Source organism: Kitasatospora sp. NPDC088264, from assembly GCF_040685715.1.
Taxonomy (GTDB): domain Bacteria; phylum Actinomycetota; class Actinomycetes; order Streptomycetales; family Streptomycetaceae; genus Kitasatospora.
In genome coordinates, this window is the sequence record NZ_JBFBIR010000055.1 from 31,523 (window position 1) to 56,218 (window position 24,696).

At 73.9% G+C, this 24,696-nt stretch carries 21 protein-coding genes; 10 read left to right on the plus strand and 11 right to left on the minus strand.

Annotation, left to right across the window (positions count from 1 at the left end; translation table 11 throughout):
- Window positions 1-6 precede the first annotated feature (6 nt).
- The 4 genes from AB0O82_RS30590 to AB0O82_RS30605 are packed head-to-tail and all read left to right on the plus strand — an operon-like array spanning window position 7 to window position 4,755.
- Window positions 7-1,023 carry a hypothetical protein gene (locus tag AB0O82_RS30590; RefSeq protein ID WP_363587159.1) on the plus strand — a complete coding sequence of 339 codons (1,017 nt, stop codon included), beginning with the start codon at window positions 7-9 and terminating at the stop codon, window positions 1,021-1,023.
- Window positions 1,020-3,224: a hypothetical protein gene (locus tag AB0O82_RS30595; protein WP_363587160.1), complete on the plus strand. Its 2,205-nt coding sequence runs from the start codon at window positions 1,020-1,022 to the stop codon at window positions 3,222-3,224. The genes AB0O82_RS30590 and AB0O82_RS30595 overlap by 4 nt, the downstream gene beginning before the upstream one ends.
- Window positions 3,221-4,180 carry a hypothetical protein gene (locus AB0O82_RS30600; protein ID WP_363587161.1) on the plus strand — a complete coding sequence of 320 codons (960 nt, stop codon included), beginning with the start codon at window positions 3,221-3,223 and terminating at the stop codon, window positions 4,178-4,180. The genes AB0O82_RS30595 and AB0O82_RS30600 overlap by 4 nt, the downstream gene beginning before the upstream one ends.
- The gene (locus tag AB0O82_RS30605; RefSeq protein WP_363587162.1) at window positions 4,177-4,755 is read left to right on the plus strand and encodes a Pycsar system effector family protein; all 579 of its coding nucleotides are present in this window, start codon (window positions 4,177-4,179) and stop codon (window positions 4,753-4,755) included. Before AB0O82_RS30600 ends, AB0O82_RS30605 begins: the two co-directional genes overlap by 4 nt.
- 73 nt (window positions 4,756-4,828) lie before the next feature.
- Here AB0O82_RS30605 and AB0O82_RS30610 read toward each other — a convergent pair whose 3' ends face one another.
- Window positions 4,829-5,185, minus strand: a complete 357-nt coding sequence (locus tag AB0O82_RS30610) for a helix-turn-helix transcriptional regulator (protein WP_363587163.1) — start codon at window positions 5,183-5,185, stop codon at window positions 4,829-4,831.
- Window positions 5,182-6,366 (minus strand): histidine kinase, encoded by a 1,185-nt coding sequence (locus AB0O82_RS30615; protein WP_363587164.1) that lies wholly within the window; start codon window positions 6,364-6,366, stop codon window positions 5,182-5,184. The genes AB0O82_RS30610 and AB0O82_RS30615 overlap by 4 nt, the downstream gene beginning before the upstream one ends.
- Window positions 6,367-6,578: 212 nt before the next feature.
- Between AB0O82_RS30615 and AB0O82_RS30620 the strand changes: the two genes are divergently transcribed.
- From AB0O82_RS30620 to AB0O82_RS30630, 3 genes are all read left to right on the plus strand, one after another.
- Complete coding sequence (locus AB0O82_RS30620; RefSeq protein WP_363587165.1) at window positions 6,579-7,511, plus strand: ATP-binding cassette domain-containing protein; 933 nt, start codon at window positions 6,579-6,581, stop codon at window positions 7,509-7,511.
- Between the two features lie 72 nt (window positions 7,512-7,583).
- Window positions 7,584-8,366: an ABC transporter permease gene (locus AB0O82_RS30625; RefSeq protein WP_363587166.1), complete on the plus strand. Its 783-nt coding sequence runs from the start codon at window positions 7,584-7,586 to the stop codon at window positions 8,364-8,366.
- 88 nt (window positions 8,367-8,454) lie between these two features.
- Window positions 8,455-10,641 carry a hypothetical protein gene (locus AB0O82_RS30630; RefSeq protein WP_363587167.1) on the plus strand — a complete coding sequence of 729 codons (2,187 nt, stop codon included), beginning with the start codon at window positions 8,455-8,457 and terminating at the stop codon, window positions 10,639-10,641.
- A gap of 63 nt (window positions 10,642-10,704) precedes the next feature.
- Here the strand turns inward: AB0O82_RS30630 and AB0O82_RS30635 are convergent, their stop codons facing one another.
- On the minus strand, window positions 10,705-13,074 hold the full coding sequence (locus tag AB0O82_RS30635; RefSeq protein WP_363587168.1) for a lamin tail domain-containing protein: 2,370 nt from the start codon (window positions 13,072-13,074) through the stop codon (window positions 10,705-10,707).
- Between the two features lie 304 nt (window positions 13,075-13,378).
- Here AB0O82_RS30635 and AB0O82_RS30640 point away from each other — a divergent pair, with 304 nt between their 5' ends.
- A complete protein-coding gene (locus AB0O82_RS30640) occupies window positions 13,379-14,830 on the plus strand; it encodes a WGR domain-containing protein (RefSeq protein ID WP_363587169.1) in 1,452 nt (483 codons plus the stop codon).
- Window positions 14,831-14,895: 65 nt separating this feature from the next.
- On the opposite strand, the gene AB0O82_RS30645 is transcribed toward AB0O82_RS30640, so the two are convergent.
- From AB0O82_RS30645 to AB0O82_RS30655, 3 genes are all read right to left on the minus strand, one after another.
- Entirely contained in the window at window positions 14,896-15,903 is a 1,008-nt protein-coding gene (locus AB0O82_RS30645; protein WP_363587170.1) for an NADP-dependent oxidoreductase, read from the minus strand.
- Between the two features lie 92 nt (window positions 15,904-15,995).
- A complete protein-coding gene (locus tag AB0O82_RS30650; protein WP_363587171.1) occupies window positions 15,996-16,436 on the minus strand; it encodes a nucleoside deaminase in 441 nt (146 codons plus the stop codon).
- Window positions 16,433-17,278, minus strand: coding sequence for a TIGR03619 family F420-dependent LLM class oxidoreductase (locus AB0O82_RS30655; RefSeq protein WP_363587172.1), 846 nt, complete (start codon window positions 17,276-17,278; stop codon window positions 16,433-16,435). The genes AB0O82_RS30650 and AB0O82_RS30655 overlap by 4 nt, the downstream gene beginning before the upstream one ends.
- 93 nt (window positions 17,279-17,371) lie before the next feature.
- Between AB0O82_RS30655 and AB0O82_RS30660 the strand changes: the two genes are divergently transcribed.
- On the plus strand, window positions 17,372-17,818 hold the full coding sequence (locus AB0O82_RS30660; RefSeq protein WP_363587173.1) for an Lrp/AsnC family transcriptional regulator: 447 nt from the start codon (window positions 17,372-17,374) through the stop codon (window positions 17,816-17,818).
- Window positions 17,819-17,867: 49 nt separating this feature from the next.
- Here the strand turns inward: AB0O82_RS30660 and AB0O82_RS30665 are convergent, their stop codons facing one another.
- The 3 genes from AB0O82_RS30665 to AB0O82_RS30675 form a co-directional block, all read right to left on the minus strand.
- Window positions 17,868-18,905 (minus strand): LLM class flavin-dependent oxidoreductase, encoded by a 1,038-nt coding sequence (locus AB0O82_RS30665; protein WP_363587174.1) that lies wholly within the window; start codon window positions 18,903-18,905, stop codon window positions 17,868-17,870.
- A gap of 209 nt (window positions 18,906-19,114) precedes the next feature.
- Window positions 19,115-19,504: an SCO5389 family protein gene (locus AB0O82_RS30670; RefSeq protein WP_063345914.1), complete on the minus strand. Its 390-nt coding sequence runs from the start codon at window positions 19,502-19,504 to the stop codon at window positions 19,115-19,117.
- Between the two features lie 81 nt (window positions 19,505-19,585).
- Window positions 19,586-21,124, minus strand: coding sequence for an MFS transporter (locus tag AB0O82_RS30675; protein ID WP_363587175.1), 1,539 nt, complete (start codon window positions 21,122-21,124; stop codon window positions 19,586-19,588).
- Window positions 21,125-21,329: 205 nt separating this feature from the next.
- Here AB0O82_RS30675 and AB0O82_RS30680 point away from each other — a divergent pair, with 205 nt between their 5' ends.
- Window positions 21,330-22,085 (plus strand): class I SAM-dependent methyltransferase, encoded by a 756-nt coding sequence (locus AB0O82_RS30680; protein WP_363587176.1) that lies wholly within the window; start codon window positions 21,330-21,332, stop codon window positions 22,083-22,085.
- A 94-nt stretch (window positions 22,086-22,179) separates the two neighbouring features.
- Here AB0O82_RS30680 and AB0O82_RS30685 read toward each other — a convergent pair whose 3' ends face one another.
- Together AB0O82_RS30685 and AB0O82_RS30690 are read right to left on the minus strand one after the other, a co-directional pair.
- Window positions 22,180-23,400 (minus strand): hypothetical protein, encoded by a 1,221-nt coding sequence (locus AB0O82_RS30685; RefSeq protein WP_363587177.1) that lies wholly within the window; start codon window positions 23,398-23,400, stop codon window positions 22,180-22,182.
- Window positions 23,401-23,592: 192 nt separating this feature from the next.
- The coding region (locus AB0O82_RS30690) for a glycoside hydrolase family 15 protein (protein ID WP_363587178.1) at window positions 23,593-24,696 on the minus strand (1,104 nt) is incomplete at its 5' end.

Below are 24,696 nucleotides of genomic sequence, written 5' to 3' on the forward strand. Positions count from 1 at the left end.
GCACAGATGTCGCAGTCCGACCAGCCGATGCCCGAGGCCAGCGCCCTGCCCTACAGCCGGAGCCGCCAGCTGCCGCCGTACCGGGGCATCGTGGCCGTCGACGCCAAGGACTTCACCGGCTACCCGGCCATCGAGCACGGCATGATCAGCCAGGCCGTCCCGCAGGTCCTCCAGTGGTCCTTCGAGCGCGCCGGGCTCGCCGAGGTCTGGCACGGTCGCCGGTTCCCCGCCTCCACCGGCGACGGCTACGTCTTCGGCTTCGACCCGGCATGGATGCCGTTCCTGATCCACCCGTGGCTGCACACCCTCCAGGAGGTGCTCACCGAGTTCAACGTGAACTCGGTCGGGACGGTGCGGATCCGGCTGCGGGTCAGCCTCCACATCGGGCCGCTGCCCGACTCCGGCGGCGAGTTCGACGGCAACGGCACGCCCCGCAACGACACCCACCGCCTGCTCGACTCCCGCCCGGTGAAGGCCATGCTGGCCGCCTCCAACGAGAGCATCACCCAGGTCGCCGCCATCCTGTCCGACCGCTGCTACGACGACGCGGTGGCGGGCGGATTCACCGGCCGCCACCCCGACCACTTCATCGAGGTGCCGGCCACCGTCGAGGGCAAGCGGTTCGACCAGCGGGCCTGGCTGTACGTACCCGCGCCCTCGGGCAACCTCTACGACCGCCGCATCCTGGGCGACACCGTGGTCGGGGAGCACGAGCGGGCGCAGGCCGCGGCGGCGGAGCCGGCGGCCGGGCAGGCGGACGGTGGTCGCGTGGGGAGCGGGCCGGTGAGCTACCGGGCCGACCGCGGAAACGTCAACGGCGGCGGCACGGTGCACGGCGGCCAGCACGTCACCAACGTGGAGGGCGGCCAGCAGGTCACCAAGGTGCGCGGCGACTACGCCGGGCGCGACTTCGTGCGCGGCGACTCCTTCGGGGGCGACTACGTGGCGGGCCACAAGGCCGGTACGGTCCACGGCAACCAGGGCGACACCTTCCACGGTGACAAGAAGGAGCGCCGCCGGTGAGCGCCGGGGACCAGTCCTCCGCCGCTGGCGCGTCCGGCGGCGGCCCGTCCGGCGACCGCCCCGGCGACCCGACGCCCGACCGGGACGAGACCGCGTCCGGATATCCGGACCCGGACGACACCGACGACTTGGCCGACCTCGACCGGGACTTCCCCGACCGGCGCTATGTCATCTACGCCCCGAACGGCAACATCAACACCGGCGCGGTGCACGGGGACCAGCGCGTCGAGAACGCCGGCGCGACGTCCGCCCCGGGGGGCCCGCACGTGGAGGCGCACGAAGGTCCGATCTCCGCACTGGAGATCCTGGACGCGCGGGCCGGCTTCGCCCGGCCCGAGTGGTTCCCGTCGGCACTGCGGCAGTTGGACACCGGCCTGCTGTTCCTGGCGGGCGAGCCCGGTACCGGGCGCCGCACCGCGGCCCTCAACCTGCTGTTCCAGCACAGCGGGCACAGCACGAAGCTGCGCGCGCTCGACAGCGACGAGGACCTGTCCACCTGGCGCCCCCGCGACGCCGAGGCCCGCGGGTACCTGGTGCACGGCCTGCTGCCCACCCTCCAGCTGGGCCCTGCGGTGGTCGCCAACCTCCGCCGCCTGCTGGCGGACGCGAACGCGCGCATGGTGGTCATGCTGCCGCACGACCCGGACCTGCTCCGCAGCCTCGCCCGCGACCTGGACCTCACCCCGGTGCGCTGCGTGCCCCCGCCGCCCGGCGCGGTCTTCGAGGCCCGTCTGGAGGCTGCCGTCCCCGACCCCGACCGGCGCCGACACCTGCTGGAGCGGCTGCGGCCGGGGCTGGACGACCTCCTGGCGTCGGAACTGGTCCCCGCCCAGGTCGCCGAACTGGTCGCCGAGGTGGCCAGGGCCGGCGACGAGGGCCCCGACCTCGCCGATCTCCGCAGGCGGCTCAGCTTCCTCGCCGAGAAGGAAGTCCCCGACCTGCTGAAGAAGTTGCGCGACGACCCGGACGGACTCGCCTTTCTGCTGGCGACCAGCGTCTTCGAAGGACTCGACCACCGGATCGTCCGGGACGAGGCCGACCGCCTGCTCAAGCTGGCCGACGGCCGTCTCGACGCCGTCCTGCCGACGGGCGGCGACGACGGCCAGACCGGTGGGGTGAGCCGGGAGGCCCCCCGCCCGAACCCGCGGTTCGTCTTCCGGCGGTCACTGGACGAACTCCTGGCGACCGTCCGCGCCGAGTGCGCGCCCGGCGAGATCCGGGCGACCTCCCGCTACACCTACACGGTGGAACCGGTGCGCTTCACCCGGCACCGCCAGGCCGAGACGGTGCTGCGGCACGTCTGGCGGCAGTACGGCGAGCTGTCCGGGCTGCTGACCGAGTGGATGGACGCCGTCCCGGGTACGGACCCCGAACTGGCCGCGCCCCTGGGCCGGGTGATGGGACTGGCCGCCGGCTGGGGCGGCGGCCGGCGCGCCCTGCGCGACATCGTCAAGCTGGCCCGGTCCGACCGTCAACGCAGCCGCCGCACCGCCGCGTTCGCGCTGGGCATCGCGGCGCTGGACCCGGTGCTGGCCGGAGAGGTCAAGTACCGCCTGAGGAACTGGAGCCACGAGGTCGGCTGGCAGGCGCGGTCCACGGTCGCCTACGCCTGCGGCGAGGAATTCGGGACGTCCCGCCCGGAGCTCGCGCTGTCGCTGCTGCGGGGGTGCTACCGGGGGCGGGAGGGGGACGAGAGGGCGGTCGCCACAGCCGTCGACGCGGCGTTGTGGGAGCTCTTCGCCTCAGGTAACCAGCCGGTCGTCCTGCGCGAATTGATGGACTGGACGGACCGCCCGGGGCGCGGGGCCGAACTCGCGCTCCGGACCTTCCCCCGACTGCTGTGGGACCGCGCCTGGTTCCAGGCCCAGTTGATCACCGTCGGCGAGTTCACCGACACCGTGATCACCTTCATCCGGCTCTCGCTCAACGACGACGACCTCTTCGGCGAGACGCGCAGCGCACTGCTCTCCTGGTGTGCCTCGGCGGTCTGGAACGAACCGCTGCGCGCCGCCGTGGAAACGCTGCTGACCGCGCTCGCCCAGGAGATGAGCCTCGGTGAAATGCGCCTGTTCGTCGAGATCGACGGCGACGACAACCCCGACCTGGCCGGACGGCACATCGTCCAGCACGCCCTGGACGCTTGGCGCCAGGGCGAACCGCAGCCGTACCGGCCCGCCCCTGCCGATGGAGGAGCCCGATGACCGCCGACAGCGACCCGCCCGTCTACGCCCGCGCGACCCAGGCGCCGTGGCGGGAGATCCTGCGCCACCGCTGGTCCGGGCGGCGCGACCGCGCGCTCGTCCTGCTGGACCGGGACGGGCTCTACCACCAGGTGGGCCACCGCCGCCGCGCCCGCGCCGACGAGGACCCGGACCTGGAGGGCCCGGTGGCCGTCCGGGCGGGCCTGCGCGGATTCGACGAGGCGTACCTGGTCGAGCTGGACGAGCGGTCCGGGACCCGGGCGGTCGGCCTGTCGACCCCGTACGGCACGAAGTCGGTGGACGTCCACGTCCTGTGGTGGGTGCACGACGCCGTGAACGTCGTGCGGGCGCGGACCGTGCGGGGCTGGCTGCCGGTCCGCAAGGATCTCGAACAGCGTCTGCGCCAGCTCAAGGAGCAGTTCGCCACCGCCGGGCACGGGCTGACCGAGGCCGAGCTGATGCACTACCTCGCGACGCCCCACCTCCTGCCGCACTGCGGCCTCGGCTACCGCGTCACGGACGTGTCCGCCCGGGAGCACGACGCCGAACTGCGGCTCGGGGAGCCGGACGGGGCCGACGTGCCCTACAACTGGATGGACAAGAGCGAGGACGAGTACGCGTTCTGCCGCCGGGCCGTTCAGGAGGGCCCGGTGTCGCTCGCGGCGCTCTGGCTGGCCAGACACCCGGACCAGGTCCGGGAGGTCCTGGACTGGGCGGTCGGCCACGCCGAACTGCTCCGGGGTGAGACCACCTGGCAGGACCAACTGGCTCTCATGCTCGGCAAGTTGAGCGAGCAGGAGAGGCAGGAGCTGTCCCGGATGCTGCGCGACCGCCTCATCGCGCTCGGACGGCGGGTGCCGGGCCCCGGGCCGCAGGGCACCGGGCCGGAGTTCGTCAAGATCCGCTCGCAGGCCAACGGCTGGGCGGGCGGCGTGGCGAACGGGAGCCCGGTGTGACCGCCGCCGGCATACCCGGCGGCCGGGCGCCGACCGCACCGACCGCCGCCTCTACCGCCGCCTCGGACGCCGCCCCGAGCCCGTCGGCGGTGGCGGCGATCGAGCGCCTGGTGGCCGCCAACAGCATGGAGCTCACCCGGGCCGACGCCAAGGCCGCCGTGTTCCTGGCGTTCACCGGTGCGGTCCTCGGGGTGTTCATCCCGCTGGGCGGGGGCGGGAGCGGCGGCGGATCCGGGCCCCGGGACTGGGCGGTGCCGTTCCTGTGGTGGAGCGCGGTGGCGAGCGCGCTGCTGGCCGTCGCCTGCTTCGTGGCCGCCCTCGTTCCCCGGTACCGGAAGGGCGAGCGGCAGGCCCCGGCCAGCCCGGCCTACTTCGGGCACATCGCGCCGGGTGCCGGGGTGGACCGGCTGCGCCGTGTCTTCGAGCTCGGGGGCCGTGATCCGGTGGGGGCGCTGTTGTCCTCGCTGGCCGGGACCAGCGCGATCATCCGGGCGAAGTACCGCTGGATCGAGGCCGGTACCGCCGTGCTGCTCCTCGCGCTGCCCCAGTTCGCGCTGACCCTCCGGCCGGTCTGAGGCCGGTCTGAGGCGCGGTCTGAGGCGCGGTCCCGTCCACGGTCCGCCCCAGGGCTCCTGGGGCGGGCGGCCGTCAGGATTCGACGAGGGCTGCGCGGTAGGCGGTGATCACCAGGTGCACGCGGTCCCGGGCGGCGAGCTTGGCCAGCAGGTGGCCGACATGCGTCTTGACCGTCCCGGTGCTGACGGACAGCTGCTCGGCGATCTCGGCGTTGGTCAACCCGCGACCGATCAGCGTCAGCACCTCCAACTCCCGCCCGGTGACGGCGCGCAGGACTCGATCCCGCTCGCCGCCGCCGGGCGCGGCGCTCGCCGGCTCGGCGGCGGCCACGATCCCGGCCAGACCCGCCCGCACCAGGGTCTGGTCGTCGGCCACCACGACCCGGATCGGCGGGCCGACGGGCGCCCCGGTCACGACGTCTCCCGTCATGAGGTCTCCCGCCCGCCCGGGTCGGCCAGCGGCAGCACGGCACGCACCCGGAACCCGCCGCCCGGCAGCGGCCCGACCTCCAACCGGCCCTCGTACAGCCCGACCCGCTCGGCCATCCCCGCCAGTCCGTGCCCGCCGACCCCGACCGGCCCGCCGCGCCCGGCGTCGCTCACCTCCAGCACCAGCGCCTCCTCCTCGAACTCCACGGCGACCCGCGCCTCGGCCGTGTGCGCGTGCTTCACCACGTTGGTCAGCGCCTCCTGGACGATCCGGAACGCGGACAGCTCGACCCCGTCGGACAGCTCCCGGACCACGCCGCCGACCCGTAGTTCCACCCGCACCCCGGCCTCGGCGCTGCTCGCCACCAGCCGGTCCAGATCGGCCAGCCGGGGCGCGGGCGCGAGCCCGGCCCCGTCGGCGCCGCGCAGGACGGTCAGCAGGCCGCGCATCTCGACCATCGCGTCCCGGCTCACCGCCTGGATCGCGGCCAGCGCCTGCTCGGCCTGCGCCGGATCCCGCCCGATCACGAAACGACCGTACCCGGCCTGGACGTTGACCACGCTCATGCTGTGCGCGATCACGTCGTGCAGCTCCCGGGCCAGCCGGATCCGCTCCTCGGCCAGCTCCGCCGTGGCCAGGTCGACCTGGTGTCGGCGCAACTCGGCGCCGTACGCCCGGTAGCGGGCCACCGCGCAGCCGAGCGCCCACGCGGTGACGACCCCCAGCGCGGACAGCACGAGGTTGTTCCACAGCTCCCGCGACCCGAACCGGCTCAGCCCGGCCCCGACCAGGCCGAACGCCAGGACGGTGAGACCCAGCCGCATCGGCCCGGCGGCCGCGACCAGGTAGACGACCATCGCCGCCGCGACCACCACCAGGAACCCGGCCAGGTTGGCGATCGTCAGCTGCCCGGCCACCGCGACCACCACTGCCCAGGCGGCGAACACCACCCCGGCCGCAGCCGTCGGCGCGAGCCGGCGCAGCCCGGCGGTCGCGCCCACCGCCACCACACACACCAGCACCGTCACCAGCTCCGCCGACGTCGGCTTCGGGTAGCCGCGGTGGTGCGGGTCGAACACCCGGTAGGCGTCCAGCACCCGGAACCAGGTGAGCACGGTCAGGGCCAGCGAGACCGTCAGGTCGACCGCGACCCAGTGGCCCGGGCGCAGCCTCCTGGTCACCGGCGGATGCGGAGCACAGGGCATTTCCCCAGGTTAGCGGCGGCCCCCGCGCCCGGCATCGCCCTGTGGGCCTACGACCACGGGCAGAGGCCGGCCCCCGCCGAACGTCGTGATTTCCGCCCACGGCGGGACGCCCCGCCCCGGGCCCGGGCGGGAGCGTGGAGCCCGCGTCGGCCCCCTCGGCCGACCAGGAGACCCGGAAAGGCACCACGATGATCGAGGTACGCGACCTCACCAAGCGCTACGGCGGCGCCGTCGCCGTGGACGGGCTGACCTTCACGGTCCGGCCGGGACAGGTCACCGGCTTCCTCGGGCCGAACGGCTCGGGCAAGTCCACCACGCTGCGGATGATCCTCGGCCTGGACGCCCCGACCAGCGGGCGAGCGACCGTCAACGGCCGGCCGTACGCGGCCCTGCGCCACCCGCTGCGGGAAGTCGGGGCGTTGCTCGACGCCGGCGCCGTCCACCCTGCCCGCTCCGCCTACCACCACCTGCTCGGCATCGCCGTCACCAACGGCATCGGGCCGGCCCGGGTCCGCGAGGTGTTGGCCCGCACCGGCCTGGAACAGGCGGCCCGCCGCAAGGCCGGGCGGTTCTCCCTCGGAATGAAGCAGCGTCTCGGCATCGCCGCCGCTCTGCTCGGCGACCCGCCCGTCCTGCTGCTCGACGAACCGGTCAACGGGCTCGACCCGGAGGGCGTGCACTGGATCCGCACCCTGCTGCGCGGCCTGGCCGCCGAGGGCCGGACCGTCCTGCTCTCCTCGCACCTGATGAGCGAGACGGCCGCCACCGCCGACCACCTGGTGATCATCGGGCGCGGCCGGTTCGTCGCGGACCGCCCCACCGCCGACTTCCTCGCCGAGAACGCGCGCACCGACGTCCTGGTCCGCTGCGCCCGGCCGGCCGAACTGGCCCGACTGCTGCGCGCCCCCGGAGCCGCCCCGGTCACCGAGGAGTCCGGCGGGGCACTGGCCGTCGGCGGCCTGGAACCGGCGGCGATCGGCGAGCTGGCCGCCGCGCACGGCCTCGGCGTCCACGAACTCACCGTCCGGCAGGCCTCGTTGGAGCAGGCGTTCCTGGACGCCACCGGGGAGGCCGTCGACTACCGCGCCACCACCGGTACGTCCGGAAGGCGGACCGCATGACGGCCACCACCACTACGTCCGGAAAGAGGACCACATGACCGCCCCCGCCAGTACGTCCGGAAAGAGGACCACATGACCGCCCCCACCACCCGAGGCGCGCTGGCCGGAGAGTGGGTCAAGCTGCGCAGCGTCCGCGCGACCCCGCTCACCGCCGTCGTCGCGCTCGCCGCCGCCCTGTTCATCGGCCTGATCGACTACGGCAGCGCCGCCGACAACTGGGACGTCTGGACGGCCGTCCAGCGCGAGCGCTTCGACCCCGTCCGCTACGGCTTCTCCGGCGGCTTCTACGTCGCCGTCCTGGCGATCGGCACGCTGGGCACCCTGGCCGCCTCCAGCGAGTACACCACCGGCCAGATCCGCAGCACCCTGGCCGCCGTGCCCCGGCGGGGCCAGGTGCTCGCGGCCAAGGCGCTGGTGGTCGGCGGGGTGTCGGCGCTGCTCGGGCAACTGCTGGCGTTTCTGACCTTCCTGCTCGGCCGACGGGCCCTGGCCGGGAAGCACCTGGCGGTGTCGCTCGGCGACCCGGGCGTGGCGCGCGCGGTCGTCGGCTGCGGCGTGTTCCTGTCCGTCTTCGCCCTGCTCGGCCTGGCTCTCGGCTTCCTGGTGCGCCACACCGCGGGCGCCGTCGCCGTGCTGTTCGGCCTGTTCTTCCTCTCGCCGATGCTGCTGGCGCCGCTCGGTGACGGCGCCACCCGGTTCGGCCTGCAGAGCGTCTTCGAGGGCCTGGGCAGCACCGTCGCCTCCGCGGGCGGCACCGACCGGCTCGGCGCGGCCGGCTGCCTGGCCACCCTCGCCGGCTACCTCGCCGTCGCCCTCACCCTGGCCGCCCTCAGCCTGACCCGCCGGGACGCCTGACCCTCCCGCCGGGACGCCTGACCCGCCGGGAGGCCTGAGCACTGGGGGACGCCCGAGCGCTGTCGGTGGCGGCTGCGATGATCCGCCCATGGACATCGCCCACGCCCTCGACGGACTCGACGCCCACCCCTGGGCGTCCGTCTCGCACGCCTACGGACCCGCCGAAGACCTGCCCGGCCTGCTGCGCGCGCTCGTCGCCGGCGGCGAGCAGGCCGACGAGGCGCTCGCCGAGCTCTACTCGTGCATCCTCCACCAGGGCTCGGTGTACACCGCCAGCGCGGACGCCGTCCCCTATCTGGCCCGGATCGCGGCGGCCGGCTGCGGGACGGTCGAAGTCCTGGGCCTGCTCGGCGGGTTGGCCGAGAGCGAGGGCGAGTGGGGCGGAGCGCGGGACGGGGAGCGGGAGGGCGGCGGGGAGGGCCCGCCCGCTCCCGTCCGGGCCGCCGTCGTCGGCCAGCTCCCGCTGCTGCTGCCGCTGCTGGCGGACGGGATCGCCGCCGTCCGGCAGGCCACCGCCTGGGCCGTCGGCCAGACCAGGGCCGTCGAGCCCGCCCTGCCCGCGCTGCGCCGCCGCTGGGCGAGCGAGACCGACCCCGTCGTCCGCGGTGAACTGCTCACCGCCCTCGGCCGGTTGGACCGGTCCGCAGCCGCCGCCGAGGCCGGGCCGCTGCTGGGCGAGGACACGCCGGCGCCGCTGCGCCTGGCCGCCGTCCTCGCCGGGTTGGACGCGGGCGAGCCGTGGACCGGTGCCCACCACGCCGCCGTCCTCGCCCTGCTGCCCGCCGACCCGGTGGCCGCAGACCGGTACGACCTGGACCGCCGGGAGCCGTTGCGCGCGATCACCGAGGAACTGCTGCTGCGCGAGACGCCCGCCGACCGCGACGCCGCCTACGCCCTGCTCGACCGGGCCCTGCGCGACGAGCGCCGCGAGGTGCGGGCCGAGGCGGTCTGGGCGGCCGACCATGCCTGCCAGCTGTCCCGCAGCGCGCCCCGGCGGCTGCTCCCGGCGCTCGCCCGGCTCGTCGCCGACCCTGACGTGGTGCACCTGCTCGGCAACCTCGGCCCGGCCGCCGCCGAGGCCGCCCCCGGGCTGGCCGCCCGGGCCGCGCAGGCCGAGGACGGGCCCGCCGACCAGGCCCTGGCCGCGCTCGTCCTGATCGCGCCCCGGACGGCGGCCCCGCTGCTCGCCCGTGCGCTGGGCCGGCGCCCGCGCGCGCTGGAGGCCGCCGCCGGCCAACGGGCCCCTGCCGACGCGCCGTTCCCCTTCGACCCCGAGCTGCTCGCCGCCGTCCGCGTCCGGCTGACGGCCGAGCAGCTCGGCGGAAACGAGCACCACCAGCTGTTCCGCCTGGTGCGCCAGTGGGGTCGCGCGGCTGCCCCGGCCCTGCCCGAGCTGTGCGCGGCGCTGCCGCACCGCCCGGAGGCGGCGGACGCCGTCGCGGCCGTCGCGGTGGACGGCCCGGCGGCGGAGCGTGACCGCGCTGCCGCCGCGCTGCGGGAGGTGCCCGGTTCCGTCGCGGCGGCCCGGGCGCTGTACGACCTCACCGGTGATCCCGAGACGCTGCTCGGGGCACTCGCCGACCGGCTCGCGGCCGGCCCGTACGCGGTCGCCGAGGCCGCCCGGGCCGCCGCAGGCCTGGGCGCCGAGGCCCTCTCGCTGGCCCCCGCCCTGCGCGCCGCGCTCAGCGCCGGAGGCGTGCCCGACACTTCCCCGGTGCCCGACACCTCTCCGGTGCCCGACACCTCTCCGGTGCCCGACACTTCCCCGGTGCTGGAGGCCGACCTGGCGGTGGCCGACGCGCTGTGGCGGATCACCGGGGACGCGGCCGAGGTCGTCCCGATCCTGGACGGCGTCCTGCGGCGCGCCGATGACGGGGCGTGGTTCGACCGGACGGCCGTCCGCGCGGCCCGCGTCGCCGCCCTCCTCGGGCCGGTCGCCCGCCCGCTCACCGCCAGGCTCGACGGGCTGCTCGCCGACCGGGTGAAGGCCCCGGCCGCCGTGCTGGCCCTCCTCGCGGTGACCGACGGCGCCGCCCTCGACCGCGGCCGCCTGGCCGAGGCCGCCCTGTGTGCGGCCGAGACCGGGTCGGACCTCCGGGGCGCGGGCGAGGCCCTGGCGGCCCTGGGCACCACCGCCCTGGACGACGGTCAGCGCCGCCGCCTCGCGGACCTCGCCGGGCGCGACCGCCGGATCGTCGGGGGCTGCTTCGCGGGCGCCGGCATCCGTGACGACGAGGCCCTGCGCGCCCTGCTGGCCGCCGTGGCCGGAGGCTGAACGGCGAACGCGGTGCCGGCCTCCCCGTCCGGCGGGAGGCCGGCACCGCGCCGGTGTCGTGCGTCAGGGCAGCGGGATCCGCACGACCTGCGGGTCGTGGTCGCTCAGCTGGGTGCTGAACTCGCTGTTGATGTGCACGATGTCGTAGCTGTACGGCTTCGCCGCCAGCGCGCCGGAGATGAGGATGTGGTCCAGCACCTGGGAGTTGCCCTCGTACACGTAGGTGTAGCGCTCGGGCAGCGGCAGGGTGCGCGGCAGGTCGGTCAGCGAGCCGCCGGCGGTGAGGATGTCGGCGGTCTGCGAGAACTCGAAGTCGTTGAGGTCGCCGAGCACGATGACCGCCGCGTTCGGGTCCACCGCCAGGATCTGGTCGGTGAAGTTCTTCACCGCCGTCGCCTGGTTGTGGCGCTGGGTCTCGGACGGGTGCGCGGGCGGCTGGTAGCGGCCGAACAGGGGCTGGTCGCCGCCCTTGGAGTTGAAGTGGTTGGCGATCACGAAGACCGGCTTGCCGTTCCAGCGGAACTCGCCGGCGAGCGGCTTGCGGCTGGAGTTGAACGCCGTGTTGGTCGGGTCGATCCGGCCGGGGGAGTAGGCGAGTTGGGGCGTGCCGCCGTTGTTGACCACCGAGTCGGCGGTGGTGGAGCCGGCGCCGGGGCGGTCGGTGAAGCTCAGGCCGCGGTCGGTGCGGAACAGGAACACCTGGCGGATGTTGCCGCCGGGCTGGCCGCCGTCCTGGCCGTCCACCGGGTCGATCTGGCGGTAGGAGTAGGCCGGGCCGCCGGCCGCCGAGATGGCGGCGGTGAGCTTGGCGAGGGTCTGGTCGGGGGCGGTGGTGCCGTCGTCGGTGGGGCCGCTGTTGTCCTGGATCTCCTCCAGGGCGACGAGGTCGGGCGAGCGTAGGTTGGTGACGATGCCCGCCGCGAGGCCGTCGAACTTGCTCTGCGGGTCGGCGGGGGAGAGGTTCTCCACGTTGAAGGTGGCGGCGGCGAGCTGGCCGGCCGTCGGGGCGGCGGTGACCTCGGGGGCGAGGTTGCCGGAGGTGACCGCCGGGGTCGCGGTGACCTGGAGCTTGAAGTTGCCGAAGGAGTAGTCGAGCACGCCGACGGTCGCGCCGGTCAGGGTGTCGCCGACGTTGGCGGCGGGGGTGGGCGCGAGCGCGTTCGCCAGGGTCACCCGCTCCGGGTTGCCGTCGCCCGCCTGGAGCAGGATGCCGCCCCGGTTGGTGCGGGTGGTGCTGCCCTGGGGCACGACGGGGAGTTCGCCGTACTTGTTGCTGGGACCGACCACGGCCGCGTTGTCGATCTCGACCCGCATGCCCTCCAGCGAGGCCCAGAAGTCGATGCCGTCGGTGGCGGGTTGGTAGTTCCCGGCGGTCTCGACGTCCCCGCCGGTGACGCTGGAGATCACCGCTGCCGGGGGCACCCGCCCGCCGGGGCCGACCAGGGTGGGCGCGGGCAGCGGCGCGTTGTGGGCGAGCACCGTGACGCTGGGCGCGGTGAGTTCGGTGATCGACAGGTTGGTGGTGCCGCCGCTGCCGCCGGGGCGGTACTGGCTGACGGTGGCGCTCACGGTGACGGAGTCGCCGACCGCGACGGTGGGCGCGCCGGCGGTGTAGACGTAGACGCCCTCGCTGGTGCCGGGGTCGTTGTCGGGCTGCGGGTCCTGGTACCAGAAGCCGTTGGGCCCGACGGCGGTGACCACGCCGGGCACCGCGCTCACGGCGCTGCCGGCGAGCGGGGAGGTGCGGGCCGCGCCCTGGATGTCGTGTATTCGGGCGCCGGTGGTGGTGCCGCCGCCGGTGGACGCGGAGTTGCGCGGCGTCGGGGCGCCGATGGTGAAGTCCGCCGCGTTGTTGTCGGTGTCGGTGGCGCCGCCGCCGACGCGCAGGGCGGCGGTGGCGTTGGACAGGTTGCCGGTCGGCGAGCCCTCGGCGGAGCTGGCGCCCGACCCGTAGCCGACCAGGTCCTTCACCCCGGGCTGTGTCGCGCAGCCCGAACCGCAGGTCAGCGCCGTGCCGTTGGTGACCAGCGCGACCTTGCCGGAGGTCGCGGCCAGGTTGAGGGTCCCGGTGGCGTCCGGCGTCGGCAGCGCGGCTCCCGTCCCGGCCCCGGCGGCCTCCTGCACCAGGAGGAAACGCCCCGGCGCGATCGTGCCGGACAGCGTGGTCCGCCCCCAGGACGTGCCGCCCGCCGAGGCGTACTGCACCGTCCAGCCCGTGACGGACACCGGCGCGGTGCCGCGGTTGTACAGCTCGATGAAGTCGTTGGCGTACGGGGCGCCGGAGTTGCCACCCCCGCCGTACACCTGGCTGATCACCACGTCGGGTGACGCCGCCTGGGCGACGCCGCCGGGCAGCGCCAGCAGCGCCCCCACCACGGCTGCGGCGGACGCCCCCGCCATCGCTCTGCGCCGGACTCGCTGGGTACTCCGCATGAGCTTCCTCCTGACGGCCGCTCGGGCTGGTGGGCCCGGCGGTCTGAGCACGGACAAGAAAGTTCGGGCGCTGCGGTTCTAGCAACGCCACCCGATCCCTACCGTGCGCGGCGGGCGACGGCCAGATGTACGGCGGAAGAATGGTTCGTGAGGCGACAAGTGGGAGGCGGGGTTCCGGGCGGCCCGGCGGGACGCGTTGTCAGTGCCGCGCCCTAGGTTGGGGGTTGTCGGCGAGCGGGGCCGAGAACAGGCCCCGCCCCGCCTCCCGTCTCCGTTGCCCGAGAACCCGAAAGGGGACTTCGTCGTGTCCGTCGCCGTGGAAGAGCAGGTCACCTACCTCGAACTGTCCGAGGAGGAGGGGAGCGCGCACAAGTTCTACGAGGTGCGGCTCGCCGGCAGTACGGTGACGGTCCGCTACGGGCGGATCGGCGAGGAGGGGCAGGCCAAGTCCACCAGCTTCCCGAGCGCCGAGAAGGCCGCCGCGTCGGCGGCCAAGAAGATCGGCGAGAAGGTCCGCAAGGGCTACGCGCCGGCCGTCCAGGGCGTGCGCCAGCACCGGGCGGTGACCAGGCGGCAGCTCGTCAGCACCCGTTCGACGGCGAACCAGGCGCCGCTGCTGTGGCGGTTCCGCTCCGGCTCGCCGGCCTTCGGCGTCTTCGTCGGCGAGGAGCACGCCTGGGTCGGCAACGAGCGCGGCGACGTCTACACCCTCACCCACGACGGCGAGGTCACCGCCCGGTTCGGCCTGCCGGACGGCGTCAAGTGCATCGTCGCCGACGACTGGTGGATCTACGCGGGCTGCGACGACGGCAAGGTGTACGACCTGGGCGGCAAGGTCCCCCGGGTGGCGTACGAGATAGCCGAGGACGTGGACATCTTCTGGCTCGACATCCACGACGGCGTCCTGGGCGTCGCCGACGAACGCGGCGGGCTGACCACCGTCGACCACGAGGACGAGTTCCAGTGGCGCCGCAAGGCCGAGGGCCGCTCCGGCTGGATGGTGCGCTGCGACGCGGACGGCGTCTACCACGGCCACTCGCGCGGCGTCGCCCGCTACGCGGCGCGCGGCGGCGACCAGGTGTGGCACACCGCGACGAAGGGCGAGGTGCTGTTCGGCTGGCAGGAGGCCGACGAGGTGTTCGCCGGCACCGGGCGCGGCTGGGTGCACCGGCTGCGCAAGTCGGACGGCTCCGAGGTCGCCGCCTACCGTTGCGACGCCGCCGTGTTCTCCTGCGCGGCCTCCCCGGACGGCGAGTACGTCTTCGCCGGGGACAACCACTCCTCGGTGTACTGCTTCGCCGCCGACGGCACCCGGCTGTGGAAGCTCGCCACCGGCTGCGGCTCCGCGTACAGCATGCAGTACCGGGACGGCCGGCTCTACCTGGTGACCACCGACGGCTCGCTCGCCTGCCTGGACGCGAGCGAGCAGGCCGTCCGGGCGGCCGAGGCCGGGACGCTGCCGGCCACCGCCGAGGTGCTCGACGCGGGCTGGGAGGCGGTGCGGCCGGGCACGGCCCTGGAGACGGTGGTCGTCGGCACCGGCGGCCTGCCCGGCGGCGGGATCGAGGTCGAGTGCGTGCAGGACGGGGCCCGGCTGCGGGTGCGGGTGGTGTCGGCGGGCTTCGACCCGGGCCGACGGGTGCAGTTCCCGAAGGACATCCGGGTCGCCGGGGCGCGGTACCTGGTCGCCGAGGTGCGGGAGTCCGCCTCGGGCGGCTTCTACCGGGCGCGCGGCGAGATCAAGCGTCTGCTCTGAACGCCCCCGGTGCGGCGGCGGCGGACGCCCGTCGCCGCCGCACCGGGCCCGGCTCAGGCCGGAGTTCAGCTCAGCCGCAGCACCAGCTTGCCGGTGTTCTCCCCGCGGAAGAGCATTCCGAGGACCGCCGGGAAGTCGTCCACCGTCCCCTCCACCACGTGCTCCTTGACCTTGATCCGGCCGTCCCCGATCCAGCCCGCGAGCTCCCGGGCCGCCTCCGGGTAGCGGGGCGCGTAGTCGAACACCACGAAGCCCTCCATCCGGGCCCGCCGCACCAGCAGTGACAGGTAGTTGGACGGGCCCTGCACGGCGGTCTCGTTGTTGTACTGGCTGATCGCTCCGCAGAGCACCACCCGGGCGTGCATCGCGAGCCGGGTGAGCGCGGCGTCCAGGACGTCCCCGCCGACGTTGTCGAAGTACACGTCGATGCCGTCGGGCGCGTGGTCGCGCAGCGCCTTGCGGACGTCCTCGGAGTGGTAGTCGATCGCCGCGTCGAAGCCCAGTTCCCCGGTGAGCAGCGCGCACTTCTCGGGGCCGCCCGCGATGCCGACCACCCGGCAGCCCTTGATCCTGGCGATCTGCCCGACCAGGCTGCCGACGGCCCCGGCGGCGCCGGAGACCACCACGGTCTCGCCCTCCTTGAGCGCCCCGACGTCCAGCAGCCCGAAGTAGGCGGTCATCCCGGGCATGCCGAGCGCGCCGAGGTACGTCGACAGCGGCGCGAGCGCGGGGTCGACCTTCAGCGCGCCCTTGCCGTCCGAGACCACGTACTCCTGGACGCCGAAGCTGCCGACCACGTGGTCGCCGACGCGGAACTTCGGGTGGTCGGACTCGACGACCTCGACCACGGACCCGGCCCGCATCACCTCGCCCAGCCCGACCGGCGGCAGGTAGGACGGCCGGTCGTCGAGCCACCCGCGCATCGCCGGGTCCAGCGACACGTACCGCGTCCGCCCCACGAACTGCCCGGGCCCGGCCGCCGGCACCGGCTCCGACCCGTGTGCCCAGTCCTCCGCCCGCACCTCCCCGACCGGACGGCGGGCGAGGCGGATCTGACGGTTGGTCGCGGTCATGACGTCTCCTGGGGGCGCGCGGGCCTGCACTGGACGCCCGAGTCTAAGCAAGCGCTTAGTCATCTGACCAGTGCCCGCCCGGCGCGTCGACGTCAGCGGCCTGGCCGGTAGTAGGCGTCGAGGGGTGCGCGCGCCTCGTCGAACAGGGCCGGGCCGTCCTGGGCCACCGTCGGCCAGGCGCCCGCCTGCGGGTTGAGCTCGACGAGTTGCTCGGTGGAGAGCGCGAAGACCACCCGGCCGAGGCCGGAGCGGACGATGCCGCCGGCGCACATGCCGCAGGGCTGGCAGCTGGTGTAGAGGGTGGTGCGCGCGGCCAGGTCCGGGTCGAGTTCGCGGGCCGCCCAGCGGGCGAGCTTCAGCTCCGGGTGGGCCGTGATGTCGTCGTCGCGCCGCACCGTGTTGTGCGCCTCGGCGAGGATCGCGCCGTCCGGGCCGGCCAGCAGGGAGCCGTACGGTGCGTCGCCCAGGGCGACCGCCCGGGCCGCGAGGGCGACGGCGCGCCGCAGGAGGGTTTCGTCGGCCAGGGTGATCACGGGCGGGCCTTCCATTGGGTGGCCACGGTGGTGAGCGCCCGCCAGGCCGCGCGGGGCCGACGGGTCTCCTCCGGATCGCCGTGGTAGGGGTCGAGGACGACGGTGTCCGCGCCGAGCAGCCGCAGCTGGTCGAGGTCGTCGAGGACCTGCTCGACGGTGCCGACCCCGGCGGGCCGCTCGGGATCGTCGACCGGCGCCTCGGTGATCCGCAGGGCGATGCGGGGGGAGAACCCCGGTAGCGAGTGCTCCGCCAGGATCGAGCGCATCAGGGGCAGGGGCAGCCGCAGCGGGTGCCAGGCGTCGCCGAACCTGACCGCGCGTCGGATCGCCGCCCCGCTGTGGCCGCCGACCCAGACGGGCGTCGGGGCGGCGTGGCTCCCGGTCCCCGTCCCCGTCCCCGTCCCCGGAGTCTCCGGACGCCAGGCGTCCCGCAGCACGCCCAGGTACTCGTCGGTCAGCCGGCCGCGCGCGGCGAACGGCACGCCGAGCGCGTCGAACTCCTGCCGCGCCCAGCCGACGCCCACCCCGAGGACGAACCGGCCGCCGCTGAGCCGGCTGAGGTTGGCGGCCAGCCGGGCCGTCAGCAGCGGGTGCCGGTAGGGCAGGATCAGCACGCTCGTGCCCAGCCGCAGGTCCGTGGTGAGGCCGGCCAGCCAGGACAGCGTGGTGAACGGCTCGTAGAACGGCTCCGGGTACCGCACGGACACGTCCGGGGTGATGGTCACGTGGTCCGACAGCATGAGGAGGTCGAAGCCGAGCCCCTCCGCGGTCCGCGCCCATTCACGCAGCACGCCGGGGTCCGTCCCGGGCCCGAAGTTCGGTACGTTGACGCCAAGTTGCATGGACCGAGGCTATCCCGGTGATCATGGCCGGCGGAACCGAACCATCCCGGTGATCACTGCCCTGTGCCGTGGTTCTGCCGGTAGAATCGCGGAATGGCCGTGAATCTCGACGACGTCGACTGGCAGATCATCGGACAGCTGCAACGGGAGGCCCGGATCTCCCTCAGCGAGCTGGGGCGGCGGGTGAACCTCAGCTCGTCCGCCACCACGGAACGGGTGCGGAACCTGGAGGCGCTGGGCGTCATCACCGGCTACCACGCCGCGGTCGACCTGGCCAAGGTCGGCTATCCCGTGCTCGCCGTCGTCCGGCTGAAGTACCCGGGCAACCGGCACGAGCCGCTGCGCCGGCTGCTCGCCGAGCGGCGGGAGCTCCTGGAGTGCCTGCGCACCACCGGCGACGACTGCTACACCCTCAAGGTCGCCGCGACCTCCATGGAGCATCTGGAGACGCTCGTGGACGAGCTGGCCGGCTTCGGCAGCACGACCACGAGCGTCGTCTACAGCCAGACGCTGCCCACCCGCGGCCCCGCCCGGCCCTGAGTCGCCGTGCCCTGAGTCTCCGTGCCCCGCTGCGCGCGAGGCCGCCGGGTCAGCCGCGCCCGGTCGAGGGCTGCCAGCCGAGGGCGGGGCCGAGGCGGGTGGCGAGGTCGGTGAGGATCTGCACGTAGTCCTGGTGGTCGAAGGTGAAGGGCAGGGCGAAGGCGACCTCGTCGACCTCCTGGTAGCCGGCGTGGGCGTGCAGCCGCTCGGCGATCTCCTCGGACGGGCCGACCAGGTCGGGCGCGAACACCATCCGGGCCGGGCCCTGCGGGGCGAGGGTGCGCGGGGTGCGGGCGAGGGCGTACGCCTGGTACTTGGCGCGCTGTTCGGGGGTGGCGCCGTCGGTGGGGATGACGACGAGGCCCTGGGAGACGCGGGCGCGCTCGCCGTCGGGGTGCTGGGCGCGGAAGGCGCGGATCTGGGTGCGCTGGATCTCGGCGAAGTCCTCGGACTCCCCGGGCTCCCCGGCCTTGACGATGCTGCTGGTGAGCAGGTTGAGCCCGTGCTCGCCGGCCCAGCGGGCGGAGCGCAGGCTGCCGGCGCCGTACCAGAGCCGGGAGGCGAGGCCGGGGGAGTGCGGCTGGACCCGGCGGGAGTACACCTCGATGCCCTCGGTGCCGGCGAAGTCGGAGGCGGGTTCGCCGCGGACGAGGCCGAGGAGGCGCTCGGCGCGGCCGGTCCCGAAGTCCTCGTGCTCGCCGGTGTCGGGGTAGAGCGTGCCGCGGACCCGGTCGTAGTGGGTGGGCGGGCCGACGCTGAAGCCGGGGTTGAGGCGGCCACCGGAGAGGATGTCGACGGTGGCGAGGTCCTCGGCGAGGCGCAGCGGGTTCTCCCAGCCGAGCGGGGTGACGGCGGTGCCGAGGTGGATGCGGCTGGTGCGCTGGGAGGCGGCGGCGAGCACGGCGACGGGGGAGGAGATCCCGTACTGGAGGTGGCGGTGGCGCAGCCAGGCGCTGTCGAAGCCGAGCTGCTCGCCGAGGGTGATGAGGTCGAGGGTGGACTCGTGGCCCCGGCGCGGGTCGGCCTCGTCGAACAGTCCGATGGTCAGGAAGCCGAGTTTCCGCAGCGGTCGTGGGGTCGGCGGCATGGTGGGTGGCTCCGGGTGGTGTGAGGCGGCCCCGGGAGGGCCGGGCGGGTGGTGCCCGTCGAACGTACGCAGGCGGCTCGCGTCCCCACAAGATCGGCGCGGGATCGGACATCGGCGCGCAACACGGCGCAATCCCGTCTCCACATCGACCCGGTACGGGGCGCGGCGGGCCCCCTCCCCCGACGGGGCCCGCCGCGCGTCCGGGAGGGTCAGCAGCTGCGCAGCTCCGGGCTCTGGTTGCGGATCTGGTTGTGCAGCGAGGTGAACTCGCGGTAGGCGTCGCCGTCCTCGGTGCCGGGGCGGAAGGCGCCGACGCGGTGGCAGTTGACGAAGGCGAGCTTGACGCCGAAGTGGTCCTCCAGGCTGCCGCGGATGGCGTTGCTGGCGAGCGCGCGCAGCAGCTGGGCGCGCTCCTCGTCGGTGGGCGTGGTGTTGTCGGTGGTGAACTCGTCCTCGGTGGCGCTGAGTTCGGTGCTGAGCCCGGCGACGACCTGGTAGGCGTAGGGGAGGGAGGCGCGGACGGTGTCGAGGAAGTCGGCCTGGTTGACCCGGCCGTGCTCGGCCTGGGCGAGGAGGGCGGGGGAGACGTCGAGCGACATGGGTGTCCTCTTTCGCGGAGTCTGGTTATCGAAGATGAAAACCATTGCAAGATGGACTGTCGGCGATGTCCGGAGGCCCTGTCAAGTGCCGTCCCCCGAAGGGCTGACGGGTGGCGCCTCCCGGTCGGTCCTGATGACGAACAGGGCGATCAGCGCCGCGAGCACGGCGAAGGCCAGGCCCATGTCGAACGCCCTGGAGATGCCGTGCGCCAACACCTCGGAGGAGTACGGCGCCGGCAGCTTTCCGGTGGCCCGGAACTGGGCCGCCTGCTGCGGGGTGGCCTGCCGTAGGAACGTGCCGACCTGTCGGCCGGCCTCGTTGCGGCCGGCCGCGCCGTAGACCGTGACCAGGATCGACAGCCCCAGCGAGCCGCCCACCTGCTGGGTGGTGTTGAGCATGCCGGTGGCCGCGCCGGTCTCGTGCGGGGCGACCCGGGAGACCACCGTCAGCGTGGCCGGGACGAAGATCGAGCCCATCCCGAGGCCGAACAGCAGGGTCGGGCCGAGGACCCCGGTCAGGTAGCCGCTGTGGGCGTCGAGCCGGGTGGACCAGAACGTCCCGCCCGCCACCAGCAGCGAGCCCACCACCAGGAACGGTCTGCGCCCGTACCGCAGCTGGGTGCGGGCGGCGAACTGGGCGGCGGCGACGCTCGCGGCGCTGATCGGCAGGAAGGCGAGGCCGGCCCGCAGCGGGCTGAACCCGAGGACGTCCTGCACGAACAGGGTCATGAAGAAGAAGATGCTGAACATGGTCGCGGCCACGCAGAGCAGCAGCCCGTAGGCGCCGGAGCGGTTGCGGTCGCGGAACAGGTGCAGCGGGGTGATCGGCTGCGGCGCCCGCCGTTCGTGGAACAGGAAGGCCGCCAGCAGCAGCGCGGCGAGGCCGAACGAGGTGAGCGTCACGGGGTCGGTCCAGCCGTGGTCGGAGGCCCGGATGAAGCCGAAGACCAGCGAGACCATGCCCGCGGTGGCGGCGAACGCGCCGGTCAGGTCGAAGCGTCCGGGGTGCCGTTCGGACTCGTTGATGTAGAGCGGCGCCAGCAGCGCGATCGCGATGCCGATCGGCACGTTGACGAACAGCACCCACCGCCAGGACAGCCAGGAGGTCAGGATCCCGCCGGCGAGCAGGCCGACGGCGCCACCCGCCCCGGCGACGGCCGAGTACACGCCGAAGGCGCGGTTGCGGGCCGGGCCCTCCGGGAAGTTGGTCGCGATCAGGGCGAGCGCGGTCGGCGAGGCGATCGCCGCGCCCAGGCCCTGGAGTGCGCGCGCGGCCAGCAGCCAGCCGGAGGACTGTGCGACGCCGCCGAGCAGTGAGGCGAGACTGAAGATCAGGACCCCGGCGACGAACACGCGCCGGCGCCCGAGGATGTCGCCCATCCGCCCGCCCAGCAGCAGGAGCCCGCCGAAGGCGAGGGTGTAGGCGTTGACGACCCAGGACAGGTCGGTGGTGTTGAACCTCAGCGCCTGCTGGATGTGCGGCAGGGCGATGTTCACGATCGTGACGTCGAGGACCACCATGAGCTGGGTGGCCGCGATGACGGTGAGGGCTGTCCCCGGGTGCTGGCCGCGTCGCGCGGGTGCGGGCGGCGCCGGGGCCAGGGCGCGCGAGGTGACCATGGCAGGTCCCCCAATGACTCGGGAGCGAATGACGGTGAGGGGGCGGGTCCGTCGAATGACACCGGCAGTATCCCCGGGGTATAGGGAACACAATCGTTCATTACCGACAACCGGCTGATTCCGGACCCGCACCACTCCGCCGGGCGTGGTGCGGCGGCGGAAAACCCGGGGCACGGCCCGCCGCGGTCGTGTCAGGATGCTCGGCATGTCTGCTCGTGCACTGAGCTTCGGCGCGGTCGCCGAAGCCTACGAACGTTTCCGGCCGGGGTATCCCGACGAACTCTTCGACACGGTGACGGCGTACGCGGGCCGGCCGGTGCGGACCGCCCTGGAGATCGGTGCGGGCACCGGAAAGGCGACCCGGCTGTTCGCCGGGCACGGGGTCGACGTCACGGCGACGGAGCCCGACGCGGCCATGCTCGCCGAACTGCGCAGGACGGCGCCCCCCAACGTGCGGACCGTCCGGGCCGCGTTCGAGGACCTGCGGCCGGGCGGGACGTACGGGCTGGTCTACGCGGCGGCGGCCCTGCACTGGACGCGCCCGGAGGGCCGGTGGTCGCGGGTGGCCGAACTGCTGGAGCCGGACGGCGTGTTCGCCAACTTCGGCGGTCCGTTCCAGCCGGCCGACCCGGCCGTCGAGGAGGCCGTGCGGGCGGCCCGGGCGCCGTTCCTGGAGAGCGACGACGTCCCGTCCCCGGACGGGACCGCCCCCGATGAGGAACTACAGTGGCCAGGAACGGAGTTGGAGCGGTCCCGGCTGTTCCGTGACGTCCGGCAGTCCGTCATCCGGCGGCGCCTGCTCGTGAGCGCCCCGTACTACCTCGGCCACCTGTCGACCATCTCGGCGTACCTCCAACTGCCGCCGCCGAGGCGGCGGCAGGCCTTCGACGCGATCGCGCGAGTGTTGCCCGAGACGGTCGAGGTCGCGGCCGACCTCACCGTCCATCTCGCGCGCCGGTGATCCGGGCGGCCGGGGCACCGGCTGTGACGTCGAACAGCGGCGCCCGGCCCGCCGCTGTCGCGGCCGGCCGGGCGCCGTGGGGGAGAAGCGGGGATCAGCCCTCCTGGGCGAGGCTCTTCATGTCCTCGTAGCCCATACCGAGCTTGCTGAACACCTGCTGCTGCTCCAGGGGCAGGCCGAGGCCCTTCAGCTCCTCGGCCTGGGCCGGGGTCAGGGGCTTGCCGGGGGTGAGCGCCGGGGTGGTCGGGGCGGTGCCGCCCTTGCCCCCGCTGGTGGCGCCGGAGGTGAGGAGGCTGAGCATCGCGCTCTGGATGTCGTCGCTGGTCAGCGCGACGGCGTCGGCGGGGGCCTCGACGGTCGGGGCGTTCTGGTTGAAGGCGAGCTTCACCGGGAAGTTGACGCCCGGTCCGGCCTTCGCCTCCAGCTGGGCGAGGTCGAAGGTGGCGGCGGAGAGCTTGCCGTCCTTCAGGTAGAGGTCGGCGCCGACCTTGTCCTCGCGCACGGTGCTCGGGACGGAGGTGGGGAGCTTCCCGAACTGCTGGGGGAGCTTGGTGGCCAGCGGCTTGAGGGCCTTCAGCAGTTCGTCGGCCAGCTGGCGGCCCGGGGCGCTCATCCAGATGTGCTCGGCGCCGTCCTTCTTGCCCTTGTCCTCGAAGGTGACGGTGCGGGACAGCACGTCCTTGAGGGAGTTGGTCAGCTGCTTGGCGGACTCCGGGTCCAGCGAGGGCTGTGCGCTCGGGGTGGCCTTGGCGCCGTCGAACTTCTTGGCGTCGTCGGCGAGCTTCTGGAGGTCGAAGGAGACCCACTTGCCGGCCAGCACGTCCTTGACCGGCTTCAGTTCTGCGGGCAGGCCGCTGCTGATGGCGTCGACCTGCGACGGGTCCTCGCCGACCAGCTTCACCAGGCCCTTGGCGTCGGCCCGCAGGAACGCCTTGGCGTCGACCTGGCGGTACTCCAGCAGCGCGGTGCCCTTCCGGTCGGAGAGCACGTAGGACAGGCGCACCGACTTGTCGAGCGTCAGGTCCTTGTCGGCACCGCTGCTTTGCGCGTTCTTGAAGGTGTCGAGGTCCTTCAGCGGCTTGTCGGCGGATATCGCGACGGAGAAGTTCAGCCCGGACACGGCGTCGGCGCTCTTCGGATCGACCTTGTCGCCGGTGGCCGCGCCGAAGGCGGTGATCTGCTCGGGGGTGGCGTCCACGGAGAACGTGAGGCCGGCGGCCTTGCCCTCGCCGACCTTGGTGAAGGCCTTGGACACCTTCTGCGCGGCGGACAGCTGCTCGACGGTGCCGCAGGCGGCCAGGCCGGCGGCGAGCACGGATGCGGTGACGGCGACGGGAACGGTTCCGCGCGCGGCCCGGCGAATGGCGGTGTTGATGGTACGTCTCCTGTGTAACGGGGCCTGACCACATGGTCAGACCAGTCCCTCCCCGGTGGCGTCGAGCGCCACAGTGCTTACACATTTGATCACATCATCGGCAAGGGGGTGGCCGATTAATTTCGGACCGGCTCAGCCCCGGCCGAGGCGCAGCGCGGTGTCGATCAATGGCACATGGCTGAAGGCCTGCGGGAAGTTGCCGACCTGGCGCTTGAGCCGCGGGTCCCACTCCTCCGCCAGGAGCCCGAGGTCGTTGCGGATGGACAGCAGCTTGTCGAACAGCTGGTGCGCCTCGTCCGTCCGGCCGATCATCGCCAGGGCGTCGGCCAGCCAGAACGAGCAGGCCAGGAAGGCGCCTTCGTCGCCCGGCAGGCCGTCCACCCCGCCGCTGGTGGGGTAGCGCAGCACGAAGCCGTCCTCGGTGGACAGTTCGCGCTGGATCGCCTCGACGGTGCCGATGACGCGCTTGTCGTCCGGCGGCAGGAAGCCGACCTGGGGGATGAGCAGCAGGGAGGCGTCGAGTTCCTGAGAGCCGTAGGACTGGGTGAAGGTGTTGCGCTCCGGGTCGTAGCCGTGGGTGCAGACGTCCTCGTGGATGGTGTCGCGCAGGGCGCGCCAGCGCTCCAGCGGCCCCTCGCAGTCGGTCTGCTCCAGCAGTTGGACCGTCCGGTCGACGGCGACCCAGGCCATCACCTTGGAGTGGACGAAGTGCCGGCGCGGGCCGCGGACCTCCCAGATGCCCTCGTCCGGCTCCTGCCAGTGCTCCTCCAGCCAGGAGATCAGCCGCAGTTGCAGCAGGTGGGCGTGGTCGTTGCGGGCCAGGCCGGTGTGCTGGGCGAGGTGCAGGGCCTCGACGACCTCGCCGTAGACGTCGAGTTGGAGCTGCCCGGCGGCGCCGTTGCCGATCCGGACGGGGCGGGAGCCCTCGTAGCCGGGCAGCCAATCGAGTTCGGTCTCCACCAGCTCCCGTTCACCGGCGATGCCGTACATGATCTGGAGGTTCTCCGGGTCGCCGGCGACGGCGCGCAGCAGCCACTCGCGCCAGGCCTTGGCCTCGTCGCGGTAGCCGGTGCGCAGCAGCGAGGAGAGCGTGATGGTGGCGTCGCGCAGCCAGGTGTAGCGGTAGTCCCAGTTGCGGACGCCGCCGATGTCCTCGGGCAGCGAGGTGGTGGGGGCGGCGACGATGCCGCCGGTGGGGGCGTAGGTGAGGCCCTTGAGGGTGATCAGGGAGCGGAT

Coding starts and splice junctions, on each gene's coding strand:
- AB0O82_RS30630 (WP_363587167.1), top strand. CDS start 8,455: ATGGACATCGCCCACGCCCTCGACGGACTCGACGCCCACCCCTGGGCG.
- AB0O82_RS30665 (WP_363587174.1), bottom strand. CDS start 18,905: ATGCCGCCGACCCCACGACCGCTGCGGAAACTCGGCTTCCTGACCATC.
- AB0O82_RS30635 (WP_363587168.1), bottom strand. CDS start 13,074: ATGCGGAGTACCCAGCGAGTCCGGCGCAGAGCGATGGCGGGGGCGTCC.
- AB0O82_RS30655 (WP_363587172.1), bottom strand. CDS start 17,278: ATGCAACTTGGCGTCAACGTACCGAACTTCGGGCCCGGGACGGACCCC.
- AB0O82_RS30670 (WP_063345914.1), bottom strand. CDS start 19,504: ATGTCGCTCGACGTCTCCCCCGCCCTCCTCGCCCAGGCCGAGCACGGC.
- AB0O82_RS30625 (WP_363587166.1), top strand. CDS start 7,584: ATGACCGCCCCCACCACCCGAGGCGCGCTGGCCGGAGAGTGGGTCAAG.
- AB0O82_RS30660 (WP_363587173.1), top strand. CDS start 17,372: ATGGCCGTGAATCTCGACGACGTCGACTGGCAGATCATCGGACAGCTG.
- AB0O82_RS30620 (WP_363587165.1), top strand. CDS start 6,579: ATGATCGAGGTACGCGACCTCACCAAGCGCTACGGCGGCGCCGTCGCC.
- AB0O82_RS30645 (WP_363587170.1), bottom strand. CDS start 15,903: ATGACCGCGACCAACCGTCAGATCCGCCTCGCCCGCCGTCCGGTCGGG.
- AB0O82_RS30680 (WP_363587176.1), top strand. CDS start 21,330: ATGTCTGCTCGTGCACTGAGCTTCGGCGCGGTCGCCGAAGCCTACGAA.
- AB0O82_RS30590 (WP_363587159.1), top strand. CDS start 7: ATGTCGCAGTCCGACCAGCCGATGCCCGAGGCCAGCGCCCTGCCCTAC.
- AB0O82_RS30600 (WP_363587161.1), top strand. CDS start 3,221: ATGACCGCCGACAGCGACCCGCCCGTCTACGCCCGCGCGACCCAGGCG.
- AB0O82_RS30675 (WP_363587175.1), bottom strand. CDS start 21,124: ATGGTCACCTCGCGCGCCCTGGCCCCGGCGCCGCCCGCACCCGCGCGA.
- AB0O82_RS30610 (WP_363587163.1), bottom strand. CDS start 5,185: ATGACGGGAGACGTCGTGACCGGGGCGCCCGTCGGCCCGCCGATCCGG.